The following is a 22747-nucleotide window of genomic DNA, read 5'->3' on the forward strand; positions in this document are numbered from 1 at the left end:
AGGAACCAAGAGCCATATTAAAGCTTCTTCAAGCGTTTGGCTGCATAGGTTTCTAATCTGACACAATGTGAGCTATATCAATGACTTACGCAACAGGAATGGTCGAGCTGGACCGTCTGTTGGATGGCGTCTCCACCGCCCAAGTCAATCCAGACGAGGTTTTCCCACGGCTTCGGGATGCATTTGCAAGCCTCTTGAAGGCCTCTGGTGACGCGAAATTGGCTGAAGAAGCCGTTTATGCGGCCTTGCGGAACGCGGTCTGGACATTTGTAGCGAGCGGCGAAAAGGGCTCCCATCTCAATCGTTGGGCGGACCTCATCCTGCGCGTGCGCCAGTACTTGCGTGTTCGTCAGTCTGCGATAGCAGAAAGGCTCACGACACTCGCCGATATGATGGAGAAGTCCGTCAATTCCGCAGAACAGTCCGAGAAGGTCAAACTCGGCAAGCATCATCTGCAGGTCCTCAGTATTCTGAAGCAGTGCCGAGGCGAAACTGCGCGCGCCGATCTTTTGAAAGAGACAGGACTGAAGGACTCCAACCTTTCCCATGTTCTCTCGAAGCTGGCGGCCGCGAGGCTCATAGATCGAATTCCGATTGGCCGGGAAGCCACGATCCGAATTACGGAGGACGGCTGTAGAGTTCTGTCCGATCGGCAAGACCTGCCCGTGCCACCTAAAGAGCTCACGCCCTCGCTTGCATGGGCGCAGCCGGACTATGCGCTGGCCGTCGCCAGTTCAAGCATCGGTCTCATCAGATGCAATGATGCATTCGCCTCCATGTTCGAGACAAGCTGCGATCGGCTCGCGCGGATGCCGGTGGGGACTCTGCGCGAAACACTGGCTGCCAAGATTCAATATCCAGACGTTGAGCTCGGTGAAGTCACTGGCGCCGATGGACGCACGCGCCGGTTGATCGAAAAGGAAGAGGGAGACCACACCTATTGGATTGGTTTTGATGTAACCGCCTATAGGCGTAAGATCGACGAGCTTAGAAAGAGAGAACGTGCGCTGTCGAGTGAGCTTGCCGATCTCAGAGCAGTACTAGCGGAGACGAAAGGCTTAGCTCGCGCCCAAGATCACCTGTATCCGGAGTTTGCACCCCGGTATGGACTCGCCGGCATGATGCTCGAGATGACTCCGGACGTCATGACACCTGTGAGTTCGATTGCAGCCATTGCGAGAGTCCTTGCGGCAAGCGCACGTCTTAAAGGAGCCGAGAGAGATTATGTTTCAGCGATCATCACCAACTCGGATCATCTGAAGAACGTGTTGAGCGGAATGATCGCAGTTGCAGACGCGGACGCCGCCGTCCAAGTGGCCGCGCCATTCCGACCAAATTCAATCGCAAGAGAGATTGCCGACAATTTTGCAGTCTCGGCCAGACAACATGGCTATACAATCTTCGTAGACTCTGACGAAGATCGCGAGGTCTTTGCGGACGGATATGCGTTCAAAGCGGCGCTCCAGAACACCGTCGCGGACGTCATCTGTTCTGTCCCGCCAGGGACGAGCGTTGGCATCCGAACGACGACGGATTCCAGCGGGGTCGGGGTCGAATTGGTGGCGAGCCACATCGACACCACAAGATTTCGGCTACAGCCAATGGCCTTCGCGCGTTGCGAGGCATACGTGCGCAAATTCGGAGCCCGGGTCGACTATGCCGGCTACGAGGATGGCGTCGTTCGAACCAAATATCATTGGCCATCGGAGCAGCGGCGAAGGAAATAGAAAGCTCGATGCGCAACGAAAGTCATCTCACGCGTTTATCCAGCTCGCGCTAGTGCTGACGATACCCAAAAGATTTCGCACATCGGCACGAGCGCAAGCGATCTCAGCTCATTTCGCCGGGATGACCTAAGATTCCGATTTCGAACGAAGCACCGGGAAGGTGATCCAGGCGTGCTCGAATTCCAACCTTCAGTGAAGTTCCCCTATGGAAACTCCCCCAAAAGACTAGGCTTGGAGCTCCGAACGTGCAATGGCCCCGCGGCAGTGCACAGGGTGCCGGCCATTTTCCTGACCGCCCCCATTCGCAGAACACGTCTGGCCTGGTCCACGGCCCCGCCTGGGCAGCCCATGCCAAGCGCTGATGTAGCCGGTTGGTTATTGCTGAGCAGCGGAATTCCGTGCCCCTTCGTCCTAGCGGTTCGCCGGTACGACCAGCACCAGAATCCGGAGTACAAACGCCCATTGTGCTCGGATGACGCGAACTACTTACTTTACAGCCGCCTGAAACGAGTAGAAAGACGTTCGGGGCTGGCAAATTCCAAGCAGAAAATACAGTGGCAGGCCTTTGGTCGTCGCGTCCGCAAAGAATGTTCGCGGGCGGACCTGGTCCATGGGTGCCGAGGTTTCTTTCGGGGCAGAATATGGCGGAACGAGCTGAGATCGAGGAAACAGCTGGCGAGCTAAAAATCCATTGTAGGGCGGCAGACAACGTCAACGTCGCCTTTTATCAGAACGCGGTTCCGATCATTCGCGAACTTGCGATCGAAAATAGCACGGGACGCGATCTCCCAGAGCTCACCGTGCACCTCATAGCCGAACCTGCATTTCTGACACCGAGCCTGTGGCCGATCCAGGGCATTGCCGATCGAGCTACTCACCACATCCGCAGCCTGGACGTGAAGCTGGATCCGGCGTTCCTCGCCGGAATCAATGCGTCGAGGCGAGCCGAACTGCGCTTTCGCGTAGACGTGGGGGGTGAGACGCTTGTCGAGAACACCGTCGAGCTCAATCTGCTTCCACCATCGCACTGGGGCGGCGTCAACGCCGCGCCAGAACTGCTGGCGGCTTTCGTCAGACCTACCGATCCCAGCATCGACGTCATCCTGCGGGAAGCATCGGGCAAGCTCGCCACGGCAGGCCGGGACGATGCGATGGATGGCTATCGCAAGAGGACCAAGGCCAGAGCGTGGGAGATCGCCGACGCCCTGTGGGCTGCTTTAGTCTCACACGCGATCGCCTACGTTCTTCCTCCGAAGAGCTTCGAGCGCTCGGGCCAGCAAGTTCGTGGGCCGAGCGAAATCCTGTCTCGCAAGGTCGGCACTTGTCTGGATCTCACTCTTCTTTATGCCTCCTGTCTCGAGCAAGCAGGCCTCAATCCAATCCTCATCCTGACCGAAGGACACGCTTTCGTTGGCGTATGGCTCGTTGACGAGGATTTCTCGAGCCTTGTGATCGATGACCCTCAGATGCTGCGCAAGCGCGTGCAGCTTGAGGAAATGGTGTTGGTGGAGACGACGGTCCTCACCGGCGCTAACCCGGGTCGATTCAAACAGGCTGTCGAGGCCGCTGCAAAGTTGATCGCCGAGGATGCAACGTCTCCGTTTGAGCTCGCAATCGACGTCAAGCGCGCGCGCAGTGCCAAGATCCGACCACTCGATCTATCCGGGTCCGGCGAGCCAACCATCACTCCGTCTGGTGCATCGTCTGTTGCCCAAGACGTCGGCGAAGTTCCGAAATTTGAAGAGGAGCTCGACAAGCCGCGAGAGACCGTTTCCGAGCGGAGCCTGGATCGGCTCGAGGTCTGGAAGCGCAACCTTTTAGATCTCACGCTGAAAAACCGTCTACTGAACTTCAAGGATACCAAATCCACCGTCGCGATCGAGTGCCCTGATGCGGCGATGCTGGAGGACAAACTCACAGGAGGAGACCGATTCAAACTGCTCGGCAGGGCCAACGTGCTCGACGGCAGCGATGGGCGCGATACTGCACTGCTCGCGCAGCGGCTGCATGAGGACGCCCGCAAAGACTTCACCACGGATGCCCTGATCCGTGGCGAGCTGCACACCGCGGTTCCGGAAGCCGAGCTTGAACGCCGGCTGACCGACCTCTACAGAGCCTCGCGCCTGGCCTTTGAGGAAGGAGGCGCCAATGTTCTGTACCTCTGCCTCGGGTTTCTCAAGTGGACGCCGCAGGACGACGCCGGTCCCTACCGCGCACCGCTGATCCTTGTCCCGGTTCAGCTTGAGCGCAAAAGCGTACGTTCCGGCTTTCGGTTGGCGCTGCACGAGGACGAAGCGCGGTTCAATCCGACGCTGCTGCAAATGCTCAAGCAGGACTTCGACCTATCGATGCCGGAGCTTGAAAGAGAATTACCTGAAGACGCTGCTGGCGTCGATGTTGCGGGAGTCTGGAAGACAGTTCGGCGTCATATCAAGAGCATCAAAGGCTGGGAAGTCACAGAGCAGGTCGTGCTCGCGACGCTGTCCTTTACGAAGTATCTGATGTGGAAGGATCTCGTCGACCGCTCCGATATCCTGAAGCGAAACCCTGTCGTCCGGCATCTGATTGATACGCCTACCCATACCTACGACGGCTCGGGAGCCGCCTTTGTCGCGGAGAACACGATCGACCAGATCGTAGATCCGGCCGAGCTCTTCACGCCACTATCGGCCGACTCCTCCCAGCTGGCCGCGGTTCTCGCCGCGCAGCGCGGCGGCGACTTCGTGCTCTTTGGCCCACCCGGTACGGGCAAGAGCCAGACGATCGCAAATATGATCACGAACTGCCTCGCTCATCAAAAGACGGTGCTGTTCGTATCGCAAAAGACCGCGGCGTTGGAGGTCGTGAGACAGCGTATGCAAGCGATTGGCCTTAGCAACTATTGCCTTGAGGTCCATTCGACAAAGGCCCAGAAATCCAGCGTGCTTGCCCAGCTTGCCACCGCCTGGCGCGAGCGAAATCTCGTTACCGAGGAGCATTGGTCGGCTGCCGCCAACGAATTGAAACGGCGGCGCGACCAACTGAATAGGCTGGTTTCCTCACTGCATCGGCGCCGTGCCAATGGGATGACGGCATATGAGGCCTTCGGACGGGTCATTGCCGATCGCGAACGGTTTTCAGACGTCGGACTGACATGGCCTGCCGGCACGGTACACACCCCCGAAGACCTCGTTCGGATGCGCGAGATTTGCTCGGACATCCGCACCGCACTGGAGGCCGTTGGCGATCCCGTCAACCATCCACTCAAAGGCATTGAGCAGACCAAATGGAGTCCTGCCTGGGTGCAGTCGCTTCAGCAGTTGGTGGACCGCCTCCACCTCGCTCTACAGGACGTCAGGACGGCTGCCGACAATTTGGCGTCGTCTATCGGGCTCGAGGGTGCGGCCGGAGATGATGCTCTGCTGCCACAACTGATCAAGCTCGTGTCGCTAATGCTGCACGCTGATGCAGCGGAGGGGGCGCTTTTGCTCTCGACCGATGCGCCAGAACGCGTGAACGCGCTTCGTGACCTTGCCGATGTCGTAGGCCGTTTGAACGAAAAGAACTCCGCACTTTCGGTCCAGTACGACCTCAGGGCGGCGCTGCTTGATTTGCCGGCGCTAGAGCGTGATTGGGCAGAGGCGTCCGCGTCGAACGTTCTCGTGCGAGGCGCTCGGAAAAAGAAGGTCAGATTGGCGCTGAAGCCATACTGCTCGGGTGATGTGCCCGAGGACATCGGTCGAGATCTTGTCGTGCTACAGGAACTCGCCGTCTTGCTGCGCGAGATGGAGAATGTGAGACATCGCTTCAGGGGCATGGAGCGCCTCTGGCGCGGGCCGCAAACTGAGGTGTCTCGCTTCCAAGGACTGATCGACTGGGTCACAAGCGTGCGCGATGCGGTCGATGTCTATCCTGTCGAGGGCATGGCCCCGGATCAGCTGCTCTTGCATGTCCAAGACTTGTTGCTTCGTGATAACTCTCGCTTCCGACCGAGCGGGCAGGTCCGCCACGCATTCGAGACCATGTACAAAGCGTTTCCGACCATGCACCGGACGGCAAAAGAGCTAGGTGTATGTATCGGCCTCGATGATCCAGAGGACATCGTCAAGATCGAAACCGGCTGGATTCAGGCCCTCCTCCAACGAACCGCGAGTTGGAAGTCGAATATTATCAAGGCTCCGCAATGGGCCACTTGGCGTTGGGCAGCTCACGCGGCGCGCGTAGCAGGGCTCTCCCCTCTTGTCGACGCGGTCGAAAACGGAGTCGTTGATGGGACGGCCCTCACGAGCGTCTTCGATTATGCTTATGCGCGCTGGATCGCCGAAGCTATCGTGAATGAGGACGAGGTTCTCAGTAGCTTTCTAGCAGAGAAACACGAGGCTGCGATTGAGGCGTTTGTCGCGGCAGACAAGAGGATCGGAGAGTTAGCCAGGGAGATCGTGAAGGCGCGCATTTGGGCAGCGGTGCCGACTCAGACCAATTTCGGCAAGGATCCAGAATGGGGCACGCTGGCGCGGGAGATAAACAAGAAGGCGCGGCAAATGCCGCTTCGACAGCTTTTCGGCCGCATCCCAACGGTGCTGACCCAGCTCGCCCCGTGTGTGATGATGAGCCCGCTTTCCATCGCCCAGTACTTGCCCGCGGATGCCAAGCCATTCGACGTGGTAATCTTCGACGAGGCATCTCAAATCCCAGTATGGGACGCTATCGGAGCAATTGCACGCGGCACCCAGGTCGTGATCGTTGGGGACCCGGAGCAGCTTCCGCCCACCAATGTCGGACAACGAGGGGTGGACGACGAAGACGACGACGGTTCGATTGTCCAGAGCCAACAGAGCATACTCGACGAGTGCCTGGCCTCGAATGTCCCGAGCATGCGGTTGTCATGGCACTATCGTAGCCGGCACGAGAGCCTGATCGCCTTCTCCAACGTCAAGTACTATCGCGGCGAACTGACGACCTTCCCCTCTCCCGTGACGCGCGATGCAGCGGTGCGCTACATTCATGTAGAGGGCGGCGTCTACGAGCGTGGTGGCGCCAAGGTGAACCGGAAGGAGGCCGAAGCGGTCGTGGCCGAGGTTGTCCGGCGCATGAGGACATTTGGCCATTCGATTGGCGTCGTCACATTCAATGGCGAGCAACAAAGGCTAATCGAAAACCTGCTTGATCAGGCTCGGCGCGCCGATCCATCTCTGGAGCCCCATTTCGACCGCAACCAGACTAGGGAGCCGATTCTCGTCAAGAATATCGAGAACGTCCAGGGCGACGAACGCGACGTCATCCTATTCTCGGTCGCGGTCGGACCCGACAAGACCGGACGCGTCACAGCTCAGATATCCTCCTTGAACAGCGAGGGCGGTCACCGCCGCCTCAATGTCGCGGTTACCCGTGCGCGGCGCGAGCTCTTGGTCTTCGCGACATTGCGGCCGGAACAAATTGACTTGGGGCGCACGAGCGCCAAGGGAGTCGTCGACTTCAAGCACTTCCTTGAGTTCGCCGAGAATGGCGCGAAAGCTATCGCGGAGGCCTTCTCGCCGACCGGGCGTGACACCGAATCGCCATTTGAGGACGCCGTGATGCAGGCCCTTCAGCGGAAGGATTGGCAGGTCCATCCCCAGGTGGGCGTCTCCTTCTTCCGGATCGACCTTGGCATCGTTCATCCGGATTTCCCAGGCCGTTATCTCGCAGGCGTCGAATGCGACGGCGCCGCCTATCACCGGTCAGCCACCGCGCGCGATCGCGACCGTCTGCGTGAGATGGTGCTCACGGATCTGGGGTGGCGAATTCGGCGGATCTGGAGCACCGAATGGTGGATGGATTCAAGCAGTGCGGCGGACAAGCTTCACGCAAGGCTGGTGGCCGATCTCGCAGCCGACCGCGCTTCTCGTCCGCCTGTCGAGGCTAAGGAAGAACCGGCGGCGCCACCGGAAGAAACTCACTTTACGGATCAGCCGGACCGGTCAGCCCAGGTCGAAACTCCGGTCGCAGACGCGCAAGGCGAGCCTGAGCAAACGCAACCCGTGCCAGAGGCGGCAAATGACGGTGACGAGGCGGTCGAGCAAGTTAAAGTTTACGCGCGCGGACCGATAGCCGAAGTGCGGGAACCAGCACAAGACGCGGCCTCGTACGTCAAGGCCGACCCGGCCAGCGTGGCGCCCCCCGACCGGGAGCGCTTCTACGACGCCGGCTACCGCGGTACGCTCCGTACTATGGTTGATCACATCGTCGCGATTGAGGGCCCGATCTATTTCGATGTCTTGGTCGACCGCGTTGCGCGTGCACACGGTTTCATGCGTTCAGGCGAGACAGTGCAAAGAATTGTCGCTTCATCGCTCGGTCGCAATCGGTTTCCAACGACCAAAGAGGGCGAGCGGCAGATCGTGTGGCCGCAGGATGCGACGATTAGCGCCTCTACTCCTTACAGGGGTGCCGGCGAACGCGACCACAGCGACATCCCGCTTGTCGAGTTGGCGGGTCTCGTTCGGATGCTGCGCTCTACGGGCCTTGAGGAAGATGAGGACATCATTCGGGGGATGCAGGAACACTTCGGCTTGGGGCGGCTCGCGGCGTCGACCCGCGAGCGCTTCGAAGCTGCTGTGGCGGCAGCCGGCTAAGTGGCCGCCGCGGGGGCCGCGCTCCTTCAGGACCGCAAAGCCACGCCGCTTTGGATCGCCGTTCTGGTCCAAGCTTGTGAGACTGCTCCGACGGAAACGCCTCTCGAGGCGGCCGTGAACAGCCAATGAACGACATCTCGTCGTGGGCACGAGGCTTAAGCCGGCTCACTCAATCGCCATCGATGTGCGTGTCGGCCGCAAGCCTTTGCATTCGCCGATCCGCCTGATCCTCCGATGGCATCACACGAGCGCGAATCTCTGCGCGGCGCGACCGATTTCAGCACGATAGCTTCACCCTTGGCATTGTCTATCACAGGGTTCTAGTGGAAAAACCGCCGTAACCGCTTGCGGCGTTCGACCCGTCCACCGCAATCGCGTAAAGCAATCGTAGGAGCGGCGAGTCAACTTGACGCCATCGGCACGAAATAGGAGCGGTCATGAACTTCGCAGCAACCATCGCCGGCGCCGCGCATGAACCTACACTCCAATGCCCACATTGCAGGAATGACATCAAGCTAACGGAATCGCTCGCGGCGCCTCTCCTCGAAGAGACGCGCCGAAGGTTCCAGGAGCAGCTGGCCAGCAAGGATGCGGAGGTCGCCCGCAAGGCCGAAGCGTTGCGCGAAGAACGTGAGCAGCTTGCAAGAGCGCGTGAGCAGATCGAGGAGCAGGTCTCGAAGCGACTTTCCGTCGAACGAAGTGTGCTTATAGCGGCGGAAGCCAAGAAGGCCCGCGAGGCGGCCGCCGCTGAGCTGCAGGCGAAGGAAGCGGAAGCAAGCGAGCTCCGACACAATCTTGCGGCAAACAACGCAAAACTCGCCGAGGCGCAACAAGCCCAGGCTGAGCTGATGCGAAAGCAGCGAGTTCTGGACGAAGAAAAGCGCGAGCTTGACCTCACGATTGAAAAGCGGGTTCAGGCCTCGATCACCGAGATTCAAGCCAAGGCTCGTCTGGAAGCTGACGAGGCGGCTCGATTGCGTGTTCTGGAGAAAGATCAAACCATCGAATCCATGACACGGACCATCGAGGAGTTGAAGCGCAAGGCCGAGCAAGGCTCTCAGCAGTCTCAAGGTGAGGCTCTCGAGCTTGAGCTCGAGGTGCTGCTGCGTGGACGCTTCCCCTCCGACCTGGTCGAGCCCGTGGGAAAGGGCGAGCTTGGAGCCGATGTTGTGCAACAGGTCAACGGCTCGATCGGCCAGGCCGCTGGCATTATCCTTTGGGAGTCCAAGCGCACTAAAGCGTGGAGCGATGGCTGGCTGGCGAAGCTACGGGACGACCAGCGCCGCTGTGGGGCCGACATCGCCCTGATCATCTCTCAGGCGCTTCCAAAACATGTCGAGCACTTTGATCTGGTCGATGGGGTGTGGGTCGCACATCCGCGCTACGCGCTTCCCGTCGCTGTCGCCTTGCGCCAGACCCTCATCGAGGTCAGCGGATTGCGCTTGGCGCAGCAGGGACAGCAGACCAAAATGGAGCAGGTCTATCAGTATTTGACTGGCATCAAGTTCCGCCAAAGGGTGGAAGCCGTAGTTGAAAAATTCAACGTCATGCGCGAGGACCTCGACAAGGAGCGCAAATTCATGGGTCGGCAATGGGCCAAGCGTGAGACCCAGATCCTGTCCGTGATCGAGTCTACGGTTGGCATGGTCGGCGATCTCCAAGCGATTGCCGGCAAAGCCATGCCAGAGATCCCGAGCCTCGATATGCCGCTGCTTGAGAGCTCGACCGCGTCGTAACGGAAGGCGGGGTGAGTTTTGTGGGGGAGCTGCGTTGTCAACAGGCGACCTTCCCTCCCCCAGGCGAGTAGCAAAGCTAGATCTCCATTGACCAGTCGGTGCTGAGGGCAGCAATTATTACATCGAACCTCGCCTTGATCTAAACTGATTGTCGGTTTCCCCAGCCAGCCGCTAGGAGGCGGAGGTCCTGTAGGTATGAGTCGATCACAAATCTGGAAAGCCCCGAGCCCACGACCCGCGCTCTCGGATCCTTTTCACGTGTCCGGTTCTCGACGTTAACGTCCAGAACTCGACGCTTGAGCCTAGTCGTCGCCGCCTTTGTTTTTATGCGACGTTTGCGTGACGCCTTTGTTGGCACGGCGATTGCTCCAACGTGAACGTCGGTCTTCAGCCGTCGACCGGCGCGGTACGGCAGAGCCGGGAACACTTTGCCGCCCTCGCAAGAGCACATTCTGCAATTCGCATCTTGGCGGAGCAAAATCATGGGAGCTCAACAAAAGAGAGCTGCAAAATTCGATTTTGCTCTGAAGAACAGTTATGGAGTGCGCATAGAGGAGATATTTCGGCTTGGCGCCTTGAGAGACGGCATTCAGCTCCTCACGACCGACGTGCGCTTTCCCATGCTCGGGCAGGTCATACCGAGAGTTGAAATAGAGATCCATGGGCGGGACTATTTCAAGACGATCACGGCGCGCATCAATCCAAGCTCGCCATTCATGTTTGACGGCGAATCCCTCATCGCGTCAGTGAACGGTGAGATTAGACAACTCCATTGCCGCCAACATGTCGGTCCTGCACATGCGCCTACGGGCATGTACAATTTCGGAATGATGCGCGCGAATGCCGCTCGCAGTTTTGTATTCGATTATCACGTATACTGCTGTTATTCCTGCGACTTTTGCTTCAAGGAAAATGAATGGGAGGTACTGGCAATTCAGGGAAGCGGCAGCACCGATTACAAAGCCAATTTCTACGCTTGTTTGGATTACATAAATGAGCACGGCGGCGCATTTAATGCCAAATACGACGTCGTCTGGCTTTGCACCGGAAGTGTGAAGAACGAGAAGGCGGAACTAGATCGGCACACCACGATCGCTCGTCGACTCAGGGAGGTGGGATACACAGGAGGTATCTACGTCTCACAAGTCGTGCCGCAAAGTATCCGGAGCGATCACAACAAGCGACGAGATTATCTCTCAGCTTTAAAACAATCGGGAATCTCACGGTTCAATACGGGTATTGAGATCATAGATCCCGCGATACGGCGAAAGTACATCCACGGTTTCAAGGCTGAATTCCGCTTTGAAGACTACATTGCCATCTTCACCGAGGCAGTCGAAATATTCGGGCGATGGGGGGCTGGAAGCTCTCTTCTCGCCGGAATTGAGGCTTCCGACAATACGATTACCGGATTGGAAGCATTGGCGAAGATCGGCGTGGTGCCTGCCCCGACGGTTCTGACGCCCTTCGTCATCAAACAGATGGATATTCCATTTTGCTACGATCTTGACGAGTTGATAGAGACGCACGCTCGCTTCCACGAGATCATGGCTCGCTACGAGCTGCCTTTTTTCTCTGGCGTATTCAGCCTCGCTTGAACCATCAAGAACTAAGCTATGCTGCCTGCTGATGATGCACGGCAGCACTGGCTGGGCAAACAAAGATGACCTTGTTAGGCGCAGTAGCGAGAACATGCCGGCCCATGGTGAACCATCGATCGTCTATCCCTCTCGAAAACAGACAACCGTAGCTCTTGCGTAGAGAGCCCTCACCAACCAACATTCAGACGAAATCAACGACATGTCTAGCGCCGGCGCCTAGCCGAGGGCTCGGGCTCGAAGTCGAATGCCAAGCAACCGAAGCCGCATCGACTAATAATGCGTCTGTAGAATACGTGCGTGAGCGCACGTAAGCGGAAGGTCAGGACGAATAGCGATCCAACGTCGTTCTGCGTTGTATCTGTATCAGATCGACCGATCCAACCTGATGCTTTCCGGCGGCAACGCACGCAGCTCTAGCGTGGAATATTAGCCGCGCAGTTATAGATCAATCCGGAGAGACCCATTTTTGTGCAAGCCTCTCTGAGAACGTCCTTGGGAGTTGCCCAGCTCGAGTTCCAGTTGTGCTCATCGGAGCGAACGTCTTTATATAGATCCCACATTATGATTCCTGACCGAGAATATTTGACTGTCTCGTCAAGGATCTCTGCCAGATCACGTTTCGTCAGTGGCAGATTTCCCGTTGCCGGCTGCCCCACCTCAAATCCAACTGTGATAGGTGGCGCGATCAGGAGTTTGCGCGGTTGAATCGACGCTAACGCGCGAGTTCTCGACCCCGAGACCAGTGCATTGGAACTTGTAAACTGCAAATCTGCGGGCAGTCCGCTGCCATTTTTGAGCCAGACAACGAACTGATTATAGTAAAAGTTCACTTGGCCGACGAGATCACAGGGAATGTGTGAGTCAGGATGAGCGCTCTCACAACTTGCATCGCTTAGATCGTACGACATGACTCCGATATGGCTTAGCTTGTCAATTTCCGCCTGATGGAGCAGGGCGGTATTGTAGATCAGGCCATATAGATTCCCGCCCCACCATGCACCACCGTCAATACCGGAGTTCGGAGCCACAGTGCCCCAATTGGCTGACATGATCGGGATTCCACCAGTAGCCGGTGCAGCGGCACTTAGCTTCAGCGAGGGCTTGATGCTTTTGATGGAGGTGTCTAGCGACTTTAAAATCGCGGCGAACTTTTCGATCGTCCGCGGCATAGCACGTGGAGTCGTCTTGCTGCCAGGATTGAGTTTCATGCTGTCGTCAAACACGTCTCCCCCCATCCCGCGCTCCATCAAGGCCGTGTCGCTTAACAGCTTGGCCTTGAACTCATCTGGTCCGGGCGGCGTGATCTTGTCGGGAGTCAATGTCCAGGACTTGGCATTGATGTCGGCGTGCCAGAACTCTTCGTAGTCGACATCAATACCCGAAACGCCAAGATCGTTTGCAAGCGAAACAATGTTTTTGTATGCGTCGTCCGCGTTGCTTCCTGTGATGCTGCTTTCGAAGCTAGGCCGAAGTATTTTGGTGGCAGGGTTTGGAAAGGTGTCATAACCCTCATTCTGCGGGCCGCATGAATTCGGCTTTGCCATCGCCTTATCGTAGATCCTGGGCAGGCAACTGAAATTCCATCCGCCGACAGCAATGTACGTTGCGACACCGTTTGCTTTCAACTCAGCCACGATTTTCTTCAGAGTGTCGAAATCGGCTTTCGGGTCGCTTGGTTCAGGAGATACAGCTTTGCCATCAGTGCATGTGTACCCGAAAAGTCCCGTGCAGCTCAGATCGTTGGATGTGTACCTGATCAAGCTGGGATGCACGAACGACAGCATGAGATTATTGAAGTTTGCGCCTTCGCGCCCGATCTTATTGCTGAGCTCCTTCAGGTTCATTAAGCTCGCGTAGTAGGCAGGCGTGCCTTTCTCCGCCGGGGGACCGCTTAGGAAATACGCCGAAATCTCGGGCGCTGCCAGAGCATTCGCCCAAGAACAAAATGCAAAAATGATCGACAGCAGAGCCTGCCACAATATCGTCCTGGCGATCATACCTCTACTCCATTTGTCCGACCAAGCGCCACTCGCCTGCGCAGTCGGTGAGGGGTTTGCCGATAGGCCTAAGCTTTGGGAGAATAATTGAGCATGCTTCTGAGGTGCGCACGCATGCGAATTGGGGTTACTAATATAGCGACGTTCGGGCTGCCGGAGACCGCAAGACCAAGTTTGTACCGTCGAAGACAGCGTCACTAGCATCCAAATCGAGGCCAAACCAACCGCTCCCTTCCAATTGTAGCCGTTCTGACCTCCGGCCAGGAACACGGGAGCATCGACGACGTCGCCATAAATCGATGAACCATAGGGTTCACTGATGATGTTCGGCCGCAGTTCCCGCCGACATGCTCGCCAATCCCTCCAGTCCAGCTTCACAGCGGCGATCGGACCTTAACCGCCGGCCCGAGATCCGCCGAATGGACCTCACCGCCTGCGACGAACGCAGCTGCGGCGCTCCAAAAAAGAGAAGTTGCTTCACACGACGAGCTCGTTGGAACCTCACCAGCTAGTCTTGAATTTCACGGTCAGCTCCCTCGTCGTCCCGCCCTAGGCGATCTCGCTAATCGAACCGGAGACGCTGACATTGTCGAACAGCTTCTGCTCGGCGCCAAACTTGAGGAGCCATTTGTCGTCAGTCGCCAGTATGGTGCGGCCGGCGATAAAGCTCGTGCCGGTACCGGGTATCGTAATTGTGGCCGATTGACGGGTCCCGGCCAGATGCCCAGCGATGCCGGAGGACGGCAGCACGCCCTGCTGAATCGCGTAGCAGCCGATCTGCAGGTTCAGCGAATAGTCGTACGACAGCGGTACCGACTTGATCAAAGCGGCGCCGAACGTACTACTCGCCTCGCTGGAATCGGCCGCGGCCTCCAAGACGGTCTTGTCCCAGATGAAGCCCAATCCGGGTACGGTCGCCACGGCCCAGGCGCGACCGGAGGATTGCGGCACGCTGCCGCCGTTGGCGGCCATCTCTTGCAGCGATTCCAATTTCGTGGAGGACTCGCGTACCACCATCATGTCGGCGCCGATCCAAGATTCCCAGAACCGCGAGATCGACTGTTTGACGGTGACGGCGAAGGAGCCATTCCACTGCGTCTTGGATGACCAATTCAGATCGTCGCGGGTCGATGCAGCTTGCGTACCGCGCTTCTTCGCGGCAACCGCCTGCCCGATCGAGGCGGTTTGAGACGCAGCCATCAGGGTCGCCAAAACAATAGCCGTCGCCCAGAGCGCCATCAGGTCAACCCCGTCGTGACTTCCATAGTCGCTGCAGCCAATTCCGCGAAGAAGCGGGATTAGAAGCATTGTAGCTCGGCTCTCGAGGTGGGGCGCAGCGCCGTTAGGTCCGTCGCGGCGATGCCGAGCTCCGCCCGCTCTACGACCGCGGACGCGATACGTGATGCCATTTATCTCGATCGGACCTAAGGCGGCGCAGAGCGCGGAAGCAAGAAACGGCTTTGTCATTTTGGAGACGCCTTTCGTGGGCTGACAATCTTTCCTTTTGCCCTACAACCTGACGCTACGGCCGGTTCAAGCCTTCGCCTGAGTGCTTTCCGAAGCTATGACCCAGCGTCAGATCGTTGGCGAAAAGGAAGCAATAACTCTGTCTTTCAACCAGGCTGCACGACAAGATCGCTTGGTCTAACTCGCATGCGGTTTACCGACCGGCCTGAAAACAGCGAGTTCACTAGCGGAAACATACATCCCGGATATTCGGCCTGTGGTAGGAGGCGGCGCATTAAGGCGAAGCCATAGCCTGATTGACGCCAGTTGAACGAAAGCGAGGTAGTTGGCGGCAAGCCTATCGTAGCGCGTCGCCACCCGGCGACATTGTTTGATCCTGTAAAGAACCGCTCGACCTGGTTGCGAGCGCGATAGAGATACGGGCTGAAGCAGATCGGAACGCTGCGATTACTTTTCGGCGGGATGTTGGCCCATGCTCCCTTCTTCATGGCAAGCTTTCTGATCCAGTCGGCGTCATAGCCACGATCGGCAAGCAGCATTGACCCGGATTTCAGATGAGGCAGCAGTTTTCCGGCAAGCCGAACGTCGTGTGCCTCGCCGTGGCTCAACGCCAGCCGTACCGGCAGACCGTTGCTATCTACCACCGCATGAATTTTGCTCGTCAAGCCGCCGCGTGACCTTCCTGTCGATTGGCGCCGGTTCCTTGTGATGTAGGCTCCATGCTGATGCACGCGGACAATCGAGGTGTCGATCATCTGGACAGCGGCATCATGGGCAGCCGCAAGTGCGTCTATGATGCGGCGCCAGACACCAGCCTGCCCCCAGCGGACGAAGAAGCGGTTATAGCACGTGGTGTACGGCCAAACGTCTCGGGCAGATCGCGCCAGGGTGCTCCGGAGCGCAAGACCCAGAAAATGCTATTGAGGACACGCCGGTCGTTCACCCGAGGAACGCCACGCGGCTTGTTCGGCAGCATCGGCTTGATGGCAAGCCATTCATAATCGGCGAGTTCATAGCGCATGATTCGAGCCCCTCAGTTTGAGAGTTTGAATCATAGAAGGTCGGCCGATCGCAACGGTCTCCGTGGCCAACGCCGGTTCGGCGGTTACGGGCAGAAGCGGACATCAATCCGACAACAACCCTCGCCGAATCCGTCGAAGATGCGCATTGCGGAGGTCGGCATAAGATTTACCGTTCATTTAGTCAAAGCAACCGATGTTGCTGAATGGGCTAACAAGGGTGCCCCGACTTGAGACGCATTCTAATCTTCGGTTTGCTCGGCCCGGCGATGACTTCTTGGTCGTCGCAGCATTGGCGGCCTTGGGCTGGGCCCACCTATTTCAGCAGTGGCAGTTTTTCTTGCCCATTGTTTATAGTCTCGCGCTCATCTCATCCGGTTCCTGTGCGGGGCTCGACCATCATTTGGCTCATTGCTGCCGTCGTCGGCAATGATTGCCGGTCTCATGGTTTTGGGGGAAAGGGGGACGCAAGTTTGATTGGCTATTGCGGGCAGGGAGAAGACGGAATGCCACTATTCACGGTAGACGTCTGCTTCTGCGCCCCGGGCAAGAGCTGGCACCAAGATACATCGCGACACGTGACACACACGGCTGAAGCAAGCAACGGTGTGCAGGCTGTCATCACGGTTCTAGCAGATCTTGAGTTCGACGCTCACGCTGAGCTGGTGCACTTCATCCATGTCAGCAGTCCTAGAGACGGCTAAGAAGGTCCTGCACCAAAGCTACGCCTTGAAGAGGGATTTTCCGCTTTCGCCCATCACGACATTTGCTGCGGTTGCACAAAGGCGGTCGGTATCAGAGCGAAGCGGACATTTACGATGACGTGGACGCCCCGCCCGACGGCATCGATCCGCCAAAGTGGAGGTGTTGAGCACCGCTTAAGGGAGGCGTCCGTGTCAGAGTTACCATAATTGGTCTGGATATCGCCAAGCATGTTTTTCACGCGCAGGCCGTACAGCGAAGCTGGCCGATGCTCGGGCTCGTCCATGGCGCTCCATGCGCGACTTGCAGGCGGGCTGCCCGAAGCGCTACTGCCAGTATCCTCAGGCAACTGGTCGACTGCTGGCTGAGGTGGTCCAAGCGCTCGCCAGCAGGCAAGGAGCCGAGATCGCGAAGTGTGGCCGTTCGTCAACGGCCGGCGATCAAATTGAAGTACTATCCACGTCCTCGCATGAGCGGTGGACACAGGCTGAGGCATCACCCGCTTCTACCGTGCGATGCCTCTAGCGCAATCTTCAGGCAATTGATCAGTGCGGGCGTGGTAAATGGTTTGGCAAGAAAGCACATTGCGCCGGCCTCGATCGCGCGAGCGCGCACCGCATCGTCCAGAAAAGCCGTGATGAAGATGAAAGGCGTATGACCACCGCGGCTGCGCATATGCCTGAGCAGGTCAAGTCCGCTCATATCCGGCATCTGGACGTCCGCAATCACGCAGGACGTATCGGTCAATTCCGCCGAGCCGAGGAATTCTTCGGCGGAGGCAAAGGTGTGGACGGTATAGCCGCATGATGCCAGGAGGTTGCTCGTTGCGGTGCGAACGGATGCATCATCGTCGACGACGGAAATGAGGAAAGGCATTGACAAGATGATGATCGCTTGTAATCGGAACAATCCTTTGCCGCGGTGCGGCCGCCCAGTGAAAAAGTGGGGGCGCGGCGCAGGATTGAAAGGCATACTTAGGTTTGTACGCCTGCTTTTGGACGCGAGATTCCGAGCATTTCACTCATCCTTATGAGATCGGCCAGTGACTTCGCGCCCATTTTGCGCATGATCTGGCCACGATAGATCTTGACGGTAATCTCGGCCAAGCCGAGTTCGCCTGCCACTTGCTTGTTCAACAGGCCCGACGTAACCAGGGCCAGAATGTCGCGCTCGCGAGTCGTCAGGCTTTCGAATCGGGATCGCACGTCGGAGACTGTTTTCTCAAGTTCGCGCCGCTTTCGATCCCGCTCGATCGCGGTCTGGACCGCGTCGAGCAGATCCTGGTCGCGCACGGGCTTGGTCAGGAAGTCGACCGCACCGCCCTTCATGGCCCTGACAGTCATGGGGACATCCGCGTGACCGGTGATGAAGATGATGGGCGTGTGGATGTTGGCCTTACCAAGATCCGACTGGAGCTCGAGCCCGCTCAATCCCGGCAGGCGGATGTCCAGCACGAGGCAGCTCGGCACTTCGGGCGGGGCCGCTTGCAGGATCTCCGCCGCAGAGCCGAAGGCCTCGACAATGAGGCCCACCGATTCAAAAAGATTTGTGAGAGCCTGGCGCATCGAAGGATCGTCGTCGACGATGAAGACCATTGCTTCATCGCGGCCGGCGGCCGGCTGGGACCCTTGCAAGCCCTCGCTCACGATGCATCCTCTTGAGACAAGCGCAAGGTAGCCTGAAATGTCACGCCGCATCCCCCAATTCGAGAGCGCTCGAAGCGGCGCGGTGCCGCCAAGAACAACTTGTGCGATTTAATTCCTAAATTTCACGGTATGGTCCGATTACATCGCAAAAACTGGACAACTTTGCAATGTTAGGTGCGATTCGTCTCAATCCCAGGGTCGATACCATCCGGGCTGGGCCTCTCGTTGACGATCGCCGCCTCGCTGGCCCTGCGCTAAGCTCCGCGAAGCCGTCATCGGCCAGCTTTTTCGAAAGACGCCCATCCGCAGCCGCGATCGGTCTCGAAAAAGCCAGCAGGAGTTCGCGCTGGATCATTGCCTTTGAAGACCCCGGTCACCGCACAACTAGTCTGATCCGGACGGCTCAGGTTAAGGAGCCTTCGTCGATCAAGACCCAAGTGCCAATGGAATAAAATGGGTCGCAGCCACTCGTAAACTGCCCCACTTCTGGTTGCGCTCTCGAAGTGGACGGTCGATTGAAGGCGGAATTTGTGACTAAGAACGGGGCTTTGAGGAGGAGCTGAAGAAGCGATTTCCGACGCTTTGTTGGTTCGAGGCGCGCAATTCTGCATACGGAGGTGATATGCCCCTCTGACGTTGCGCGCAGTGCGCATCGGCCCTGAAATCCGAAACGTGAAGCTGGGCTATCATTAACGACAAGAGCACCGCCGGCAAGGGCGTTGCAGATATCGTTGCATCGCGTCTTCATGATGCGGGCGTACAGGAGATTATGCGCCAGAGTTGTTTGGCAAGGGAAAAGGATTATAGGGCCCTTGTGCCAAGGATGAAGGGGAAGGCATCCAGATCGCCTATATCGGCGGCTACTACGCGGAAATTGGCTTCATTGTGCGCCCAGCCATAGAAGCACGAGCAAGTCTAACGGTCATGGCCAGCGCCCCGTTGATGACCAGCGAACTTACGGCGATTGCAAGCACCGCCGCAAACGGGACGTTGTTCACGTTCATGCGAGACCCCACCAAAAATCCGGAAGCAGGACGCCGCTCTCGTGGGCCGCCAACGATACTCGATACCGTTCGGGCAGCTTGGTAAGCAAACTGCTTCTCGCGTTAATTGAGACGGCGGAGGCCTGAAAGCCGGCGGCGAAGTTCGTTTTCAAGCTCAAACATGGCTGCGCCAAGATCTGCGCCAGGATAGTGACTTTGTGCCGACGTGGCGGGCCGCATTGCGGCGATTACGGCACTGTTCGCCGCATTGGATGCGTAGAATATTATTGCTCTTGCGGCGAATTGGGCTATTTTCTCCGCAAAGGATGCGGAGAATGAGCTAATCCACGAACTGAGGGGTTGGCCCCATTTCAGATGGGATACGGCGAAGATCGCGCAAAAACTGGCGGCTGTCCGCAACCGGCAGGGGCGCCTTACCGGCCGCATGGAAGAACTGGGCTTCAAACTAAAGACCGAAGCCAATCTCGAAGCGCTTACCGAGGAAGTGACGAAGTCGAGCGAGATCGAGGGTGAAGTTCTCAGCCGCGACCAGGTTCGTTCGTCACTCGCACGCCGCTTGGGCGTCGATATCGGCACTCTCACGCCAGCTGAGCGTAATGTCGAAGACATCGTCGAAATGACGCTCGACGCAACAGGCAAGTACAATACCCCCCTCACCTCCGAACGTCTGTTTGGCTGGCATGCCGCCCTGTTTCCTACCGGTCGCAGCGGCATGACCAAAATCGCAGTGGGAGCCTGGCGCACCGAAGAATCCGGACCTATGCAGGTCGTGTCCGGCGCGATCGGGCGCGAGCGCGTTCATTACGAAGCACCCAAAGCGGCCCTGCTGCCCGATGAAATGAAAGCCTTCATCGACTAGGTCGTGTGGACTCTTGGGATTCTCAAATCAGATGGAACGTGATTCAAGGCTTTCTTTTAGGAGAATGCCTTGGGTGTCATGGATCGGCTCGTCCTGAGCGATGCGCAATGGGATCGTATCTCCGGCTTGATTATCGGTCGGCCGGACCAGCGCGGTTCGACAGGCCGCGACAACCGCATGTTCGTCGAGGGCGTTTTATGGATCGTGCGGACCGGTTCGCCCTGGCGTGATCTGCCCGAAGCGTTCGGCGAATGGAACAGCGTATTCCGACGCTTCAGCCGGTGGAGCGCCAAGGGGATCTGGCTACGCATGTTCGAAGCGCTCGCAGACGATCCGGACTTTGAGTACCTGATCGTTGACTCCACCATCGTCCGCGCCCACCAGCACGCCAGCGGCGCTAAAGGGGGGCTCAAAATCAGGCCATCGGGCGTTCGCGCGGCGGCCTGACGACTAAGATCCACATGGCTGTCCGCGGCTTGGGTTGCCCGGTCCGCTTCTTCCTAACGGCAGGTCAAGCCGGCGATGCACCTCAAGCCCAGCCGCTCATCGAGGGGCTCCCCGCTGATGTCGTGATGGGCGATGCGGCCTACGATTCCGATGCATTGCGATCCGCCATCGCTGCAAAGGGTGCTCAAGCCGTGATTCCGAACAATCCCTCACGGGCAATCAAATATCCGCTCAACAAACCCCTCTATGCCGAGCGTCACCTGATCGAATGCTGCTTCTCAAAACTGAAACGGTTCAGGCGCGTCGCAACGCGCTACGAAAAGACTGCTCGAAATTACTTTGCCGTCGTAACGATCGCTGCAGCTCTGCTCTGGCTAAGGTAACTGTCCACACCGCCTAGTTCAACGGCACCCAGGATATCGATCCAGTGCTCTCATTTGAGGTTTGTAACCATCCATCCTTTTGAGGATGGCAACGGCCGCATTGCGCGCGCGATTGCCGATATGGCGCTAGCGCATTCCGAAAACAACTCACAACGTTTCTATAGCATGTCAGCTCACATCAGGCAGGAGCGCAACGCCTACTACGAGATCTTAGAAGCGACGCAGAAGGGCGATCTTGAGATTACTGATTGGCTCACTTGGTTTCTGGATTGCCTCGACCGCGCCTTTGACCGCGCCGATACCATCCTTTCGTCTGTCCTCAGGAAAGCGCGCTTCTGGAAAAAGCACTTGGATCAGAAATTGAACGAGCGCCAGAGAGCAATGATCGAACGTCTATTCGAGGGCTTTGAAGGCGAGCTTAGCTCATCGAAGTGGGCCAAGCTCACGAAGACCTCGCAGGATACAGCACTGCGCGATATCGACGACCTTGTTGATAAAGGTATTCTGGCAAAAGACGCGGCCGGCGGTCGCAGCACGAGCTATTCGTTGGTCGAGACCGTAGCAGAACACTAGAGCATGATGTTTTTTACCGGAATCGGGATTCCCAGCGGGACAGATTTCTGATTCAAACTCCATGCTGGAGAACGGGGGCCAGCATGGATGACGCGACCCTATTCGGAAGACCTTCGCGAACGCGCTCTGGCGCGGGCTGACGCCGGCGAGACCGTCCGTTCGATTGCGGAAGCGCTTCAGATCAGTCCTTCCTGTGTGACGAAGTGGAAGAATCTGCGGCGGGAGACCGGAGGCGTTTCGCCCGGCAAGATCGGTGGTCACAAGAAGCCGGTTTTGTCCGGCGCTAATGCCGACTGGCTGCGCAAGCGCATTCGCTCGGGGCCATTCACCTTGCGGAAGCTGACACAGGAGCTGGCGGTGCGCGGGATCAAGACAGACGTCCGGGCGGTGTGGACGTTTGTGCACGCCGAAGGGCTGAGCTTCAAAAAAAACGATGCTGCCAGCCGAACAAGATCGTCCCGACGTCGCCCGTAAACGGACGCGCTGGAAGGCCCATCAGGGCAGGATCGACGCTTCGCGCCTGGTCTTTATCGACGAGACGTGGATCAAGACCAACATGGCACCGTTGCGCGGCTGGGGGCCGAGTGGGCAGCGTCTCCAGGCATCTGGCCCTTCGGACACTGGAAGACCATGACCTTCATCGCGGCATTGCGCCACGATCAGATCTGCGCGCCCTGGGTGATCGATGGCCCGATCAATGGTGAGCTCTTCACCCTCTATGTCGAACAGGTGTTGGCGCCCACTCTGACAAAGGGTGAGGTCGTGATCCTCGATAACCTCGGCAGTCACAAGGGAAAGCAGGCGCGCAACGCCGTCCGCGCCAAGGGAGCCCATCTGCTCTTTCTGCCGCCCTACAGTCCCGACCTCAATCCGATCGAGCAGGTCTTCGCCAAACTCAAACACCTGATCCGAGCCGCAGAGCCACGCGACGTCGAGGCAACCTGGCGAAAGGTCGGCGAACTCCTCGATCTCTTCTCCAACGAGGAGTGCGCC

At 57.9% G+C, this 22747-nt stretch carries 12 protein-coding genes and 2 pseudogenes; 8 read left to right on the forward strand and 6 right to left on the reverse strand.

Annotation, left to right across the window (positions count from 1 at the left end; all coding sequences use genetic code 11):
* Positions 1 to 98: 98 nt before the first annotated feature.
* From AYJ54_RS01400 to AYJ54_RS01415, 4 genes are all read left to right on the forward strand, one after another.
* Positions 99 to 1727 (forward strand): helix-turn-helix domain-containing protein, encoded by a 1629-nt coding sequence (locus AYJ54_RS01400; protein WP_063696102.1) that lies wholly within the window; start codon positions 99 to 101, stop codon positions 1725 to 1727.
* A gap of 641 nt (positions 1728 to 2368) precedes the next feature.
* Entirely contained in the window at positions 2369 to 8320 is a 5952-nt protein-coding gene (proA, locus tag AYJ54_RS01405; protein ID WP_082905414.1) for an anti-phage protein ProA, read from the forward strand.
* A gap of 437 nt (positions 8321 to 8757) precedes the next feature.
* Complete coding sequence (locus AYJ54_RS01410; protein WP_063696103.1) at positions 8758 to 10056, forward strand: DUF2130 domain-containing protein; 1299 nt, start codon at positions 8758 to 8760, stop codon at positions 10054 to 10056.
* A gap of 482 nt (positions 10057 to 10538) precedes the next feature.
* Positions 10539 to 11654, forward strand: coding sequence for a radical SAM protein (locus tag AYJ54_RS01415; protein ID WP_063696104.1), 1116 nt, complete (start codon positions 10539 to 10541; stop codon positions 11652 to 11654).
* A 416-nt stretch (positions 11655 to 12070) separates the two neighbouring features.
* Here the strand turns inward: AYJ54_RS01415 and AYJ54_RS01420 are convergent, their stop codons facing one another.
* The 6 genes and pseudogenes from AYJ54_RS01420 to AYJ54_RS01445 all read right to left on the reverse strand — a co-directional run bounded on the left by AYJ54_RS01420 (position 12071) and on the right by AYJ54_RS01445 (position 18437).
* The gene (locus AYJ54_RS01420) at positions 12071 to 13654 is read right to left on the reverse strand and encodes a glycosyl hydrolase family 18 protein (RefSeq protein WP_063696105.1); all 1584 of its coding nucleotides are present in this window, start codon (positions 13652 to 13654) and stop codon (positions 12071 to 12073) included.
* A gap of 549 nt (positions 13655 to 14203) precedes the next feature.
* A complete protein-coding gene (locus tag AYJ54_RS01425; protein ID WP_136623356.1) occupies positions 14204 to 14893 on the reverse strand; it encodes a hypothetical protein in 690 nt (229 codons plus the stop codon).
* 504 nt (positions 14894 to 15397) lie between these two features.
* Positions 15398 to 16142 (reverse strand): annotated as a pseudogene (locus AYJ54_RS46550) (IS5 family transposase); the annotation flags it as partial.
* A gap of 755 nt (positions 16143 to 16897) precedes the next feature.
* On the reverse strand, positions 16898 to 17128 hold the full coding sequence (locus AYJ54_RS50495) for a hypothetical protein (protein ID WP_063696108.1): 231 nt from the start codon (positions 17126 to 17128) through the stop codon (positions 16898 to 16900).
* Between the two features lie 209 nt (positions 17129 to 17337).
* On the reverse strand, positions 17338 to 17718 hold the full coding sequence (locus AYJ54_RS01440) for a response regulator transcription factor (RefSeq protein ID WP_136623360.1): 381 nt from the start codon (positions 17716 to 17718) through the stop codon (positions 17338 to 17340).
* A gap of 98 nt (positions 17719 to 17816) precedes the next feature.
* Positions 17817 to 18437 carry a response regulator transcription factor gene (locus AYJ54_RS01445; protein ID WP_063696118.1) on the reverse strand — a complete coding sequence of 207 codons (621 nt, stop codon included), beginning with the start codon at positions 18435 to 18437 and terminating at the stop codon, positions 17817 to 17819.
* 1386 nt (positions 18438 to 19823) lie between these two features.
* On the opposite strand from AYJ54_RS01445, the gene AYJ54_RS01450 reads away from it, so the two are divergent.
* The 4 genes and pseudogenes from AYJ54_RS01450 to AYJ54_RS46560 all read left to right on the forward strand — a co-directional run.
* Positions 19824 to 20351, forward strand: a complete 528-nt coding sequence (locus AYJ54_RS01450; protein WP_347337199.1) for a DUF4172 domain-containing protein — start codon at positions 19824 to 19826, stop codon at positions 20349 to 20351.
* Between the two features lie 69 nt (positions 20352 to 20420).
* Positions 20421 to 21181 (forward strand): IS5 family transposase gene (locus AYJ54_RS46555; RefSeq protein ID WP_136623358.1). Its coding sequence is split into 2 segments (ribosomal slippage): positions 20421 to 20754 and positions 20754 to 21181, totalling 762 coding nucleotides; the frame shifts between segments, so codons are not numbered across the junction.
* Between the two features lie 54 nt (positions 21182 to 21235).
* Complete coding sequence (locus tag AYJ54_RS01465; RefSeq protein ID WP_245328841.1) at positions 21236 to 21754, forward strand: Fic family protein; 519 nt, start codon at positions 21236 to 21238, stop codon at positions 21752 to 21754.
* Between the two features lie 87 nt (positions 21755 to 21841).
* Positions 21842 to 22747 (forward strand): annotated as a pseudogene (locus AYJ54_RS46560) (IS630 family transposase); the annotation flags it as partial.

This window comes from Bradyrhizobium centrolobii (assembly GCF_001641635.1).
GTDB classification, from domain to species: Bacteria; Pseudomonadota; Alphaproteobacteria; order Rhizobiales; family Xanthobacteraceae; genus Bradyrhizobium; species Bradyrhizobium centrolobii.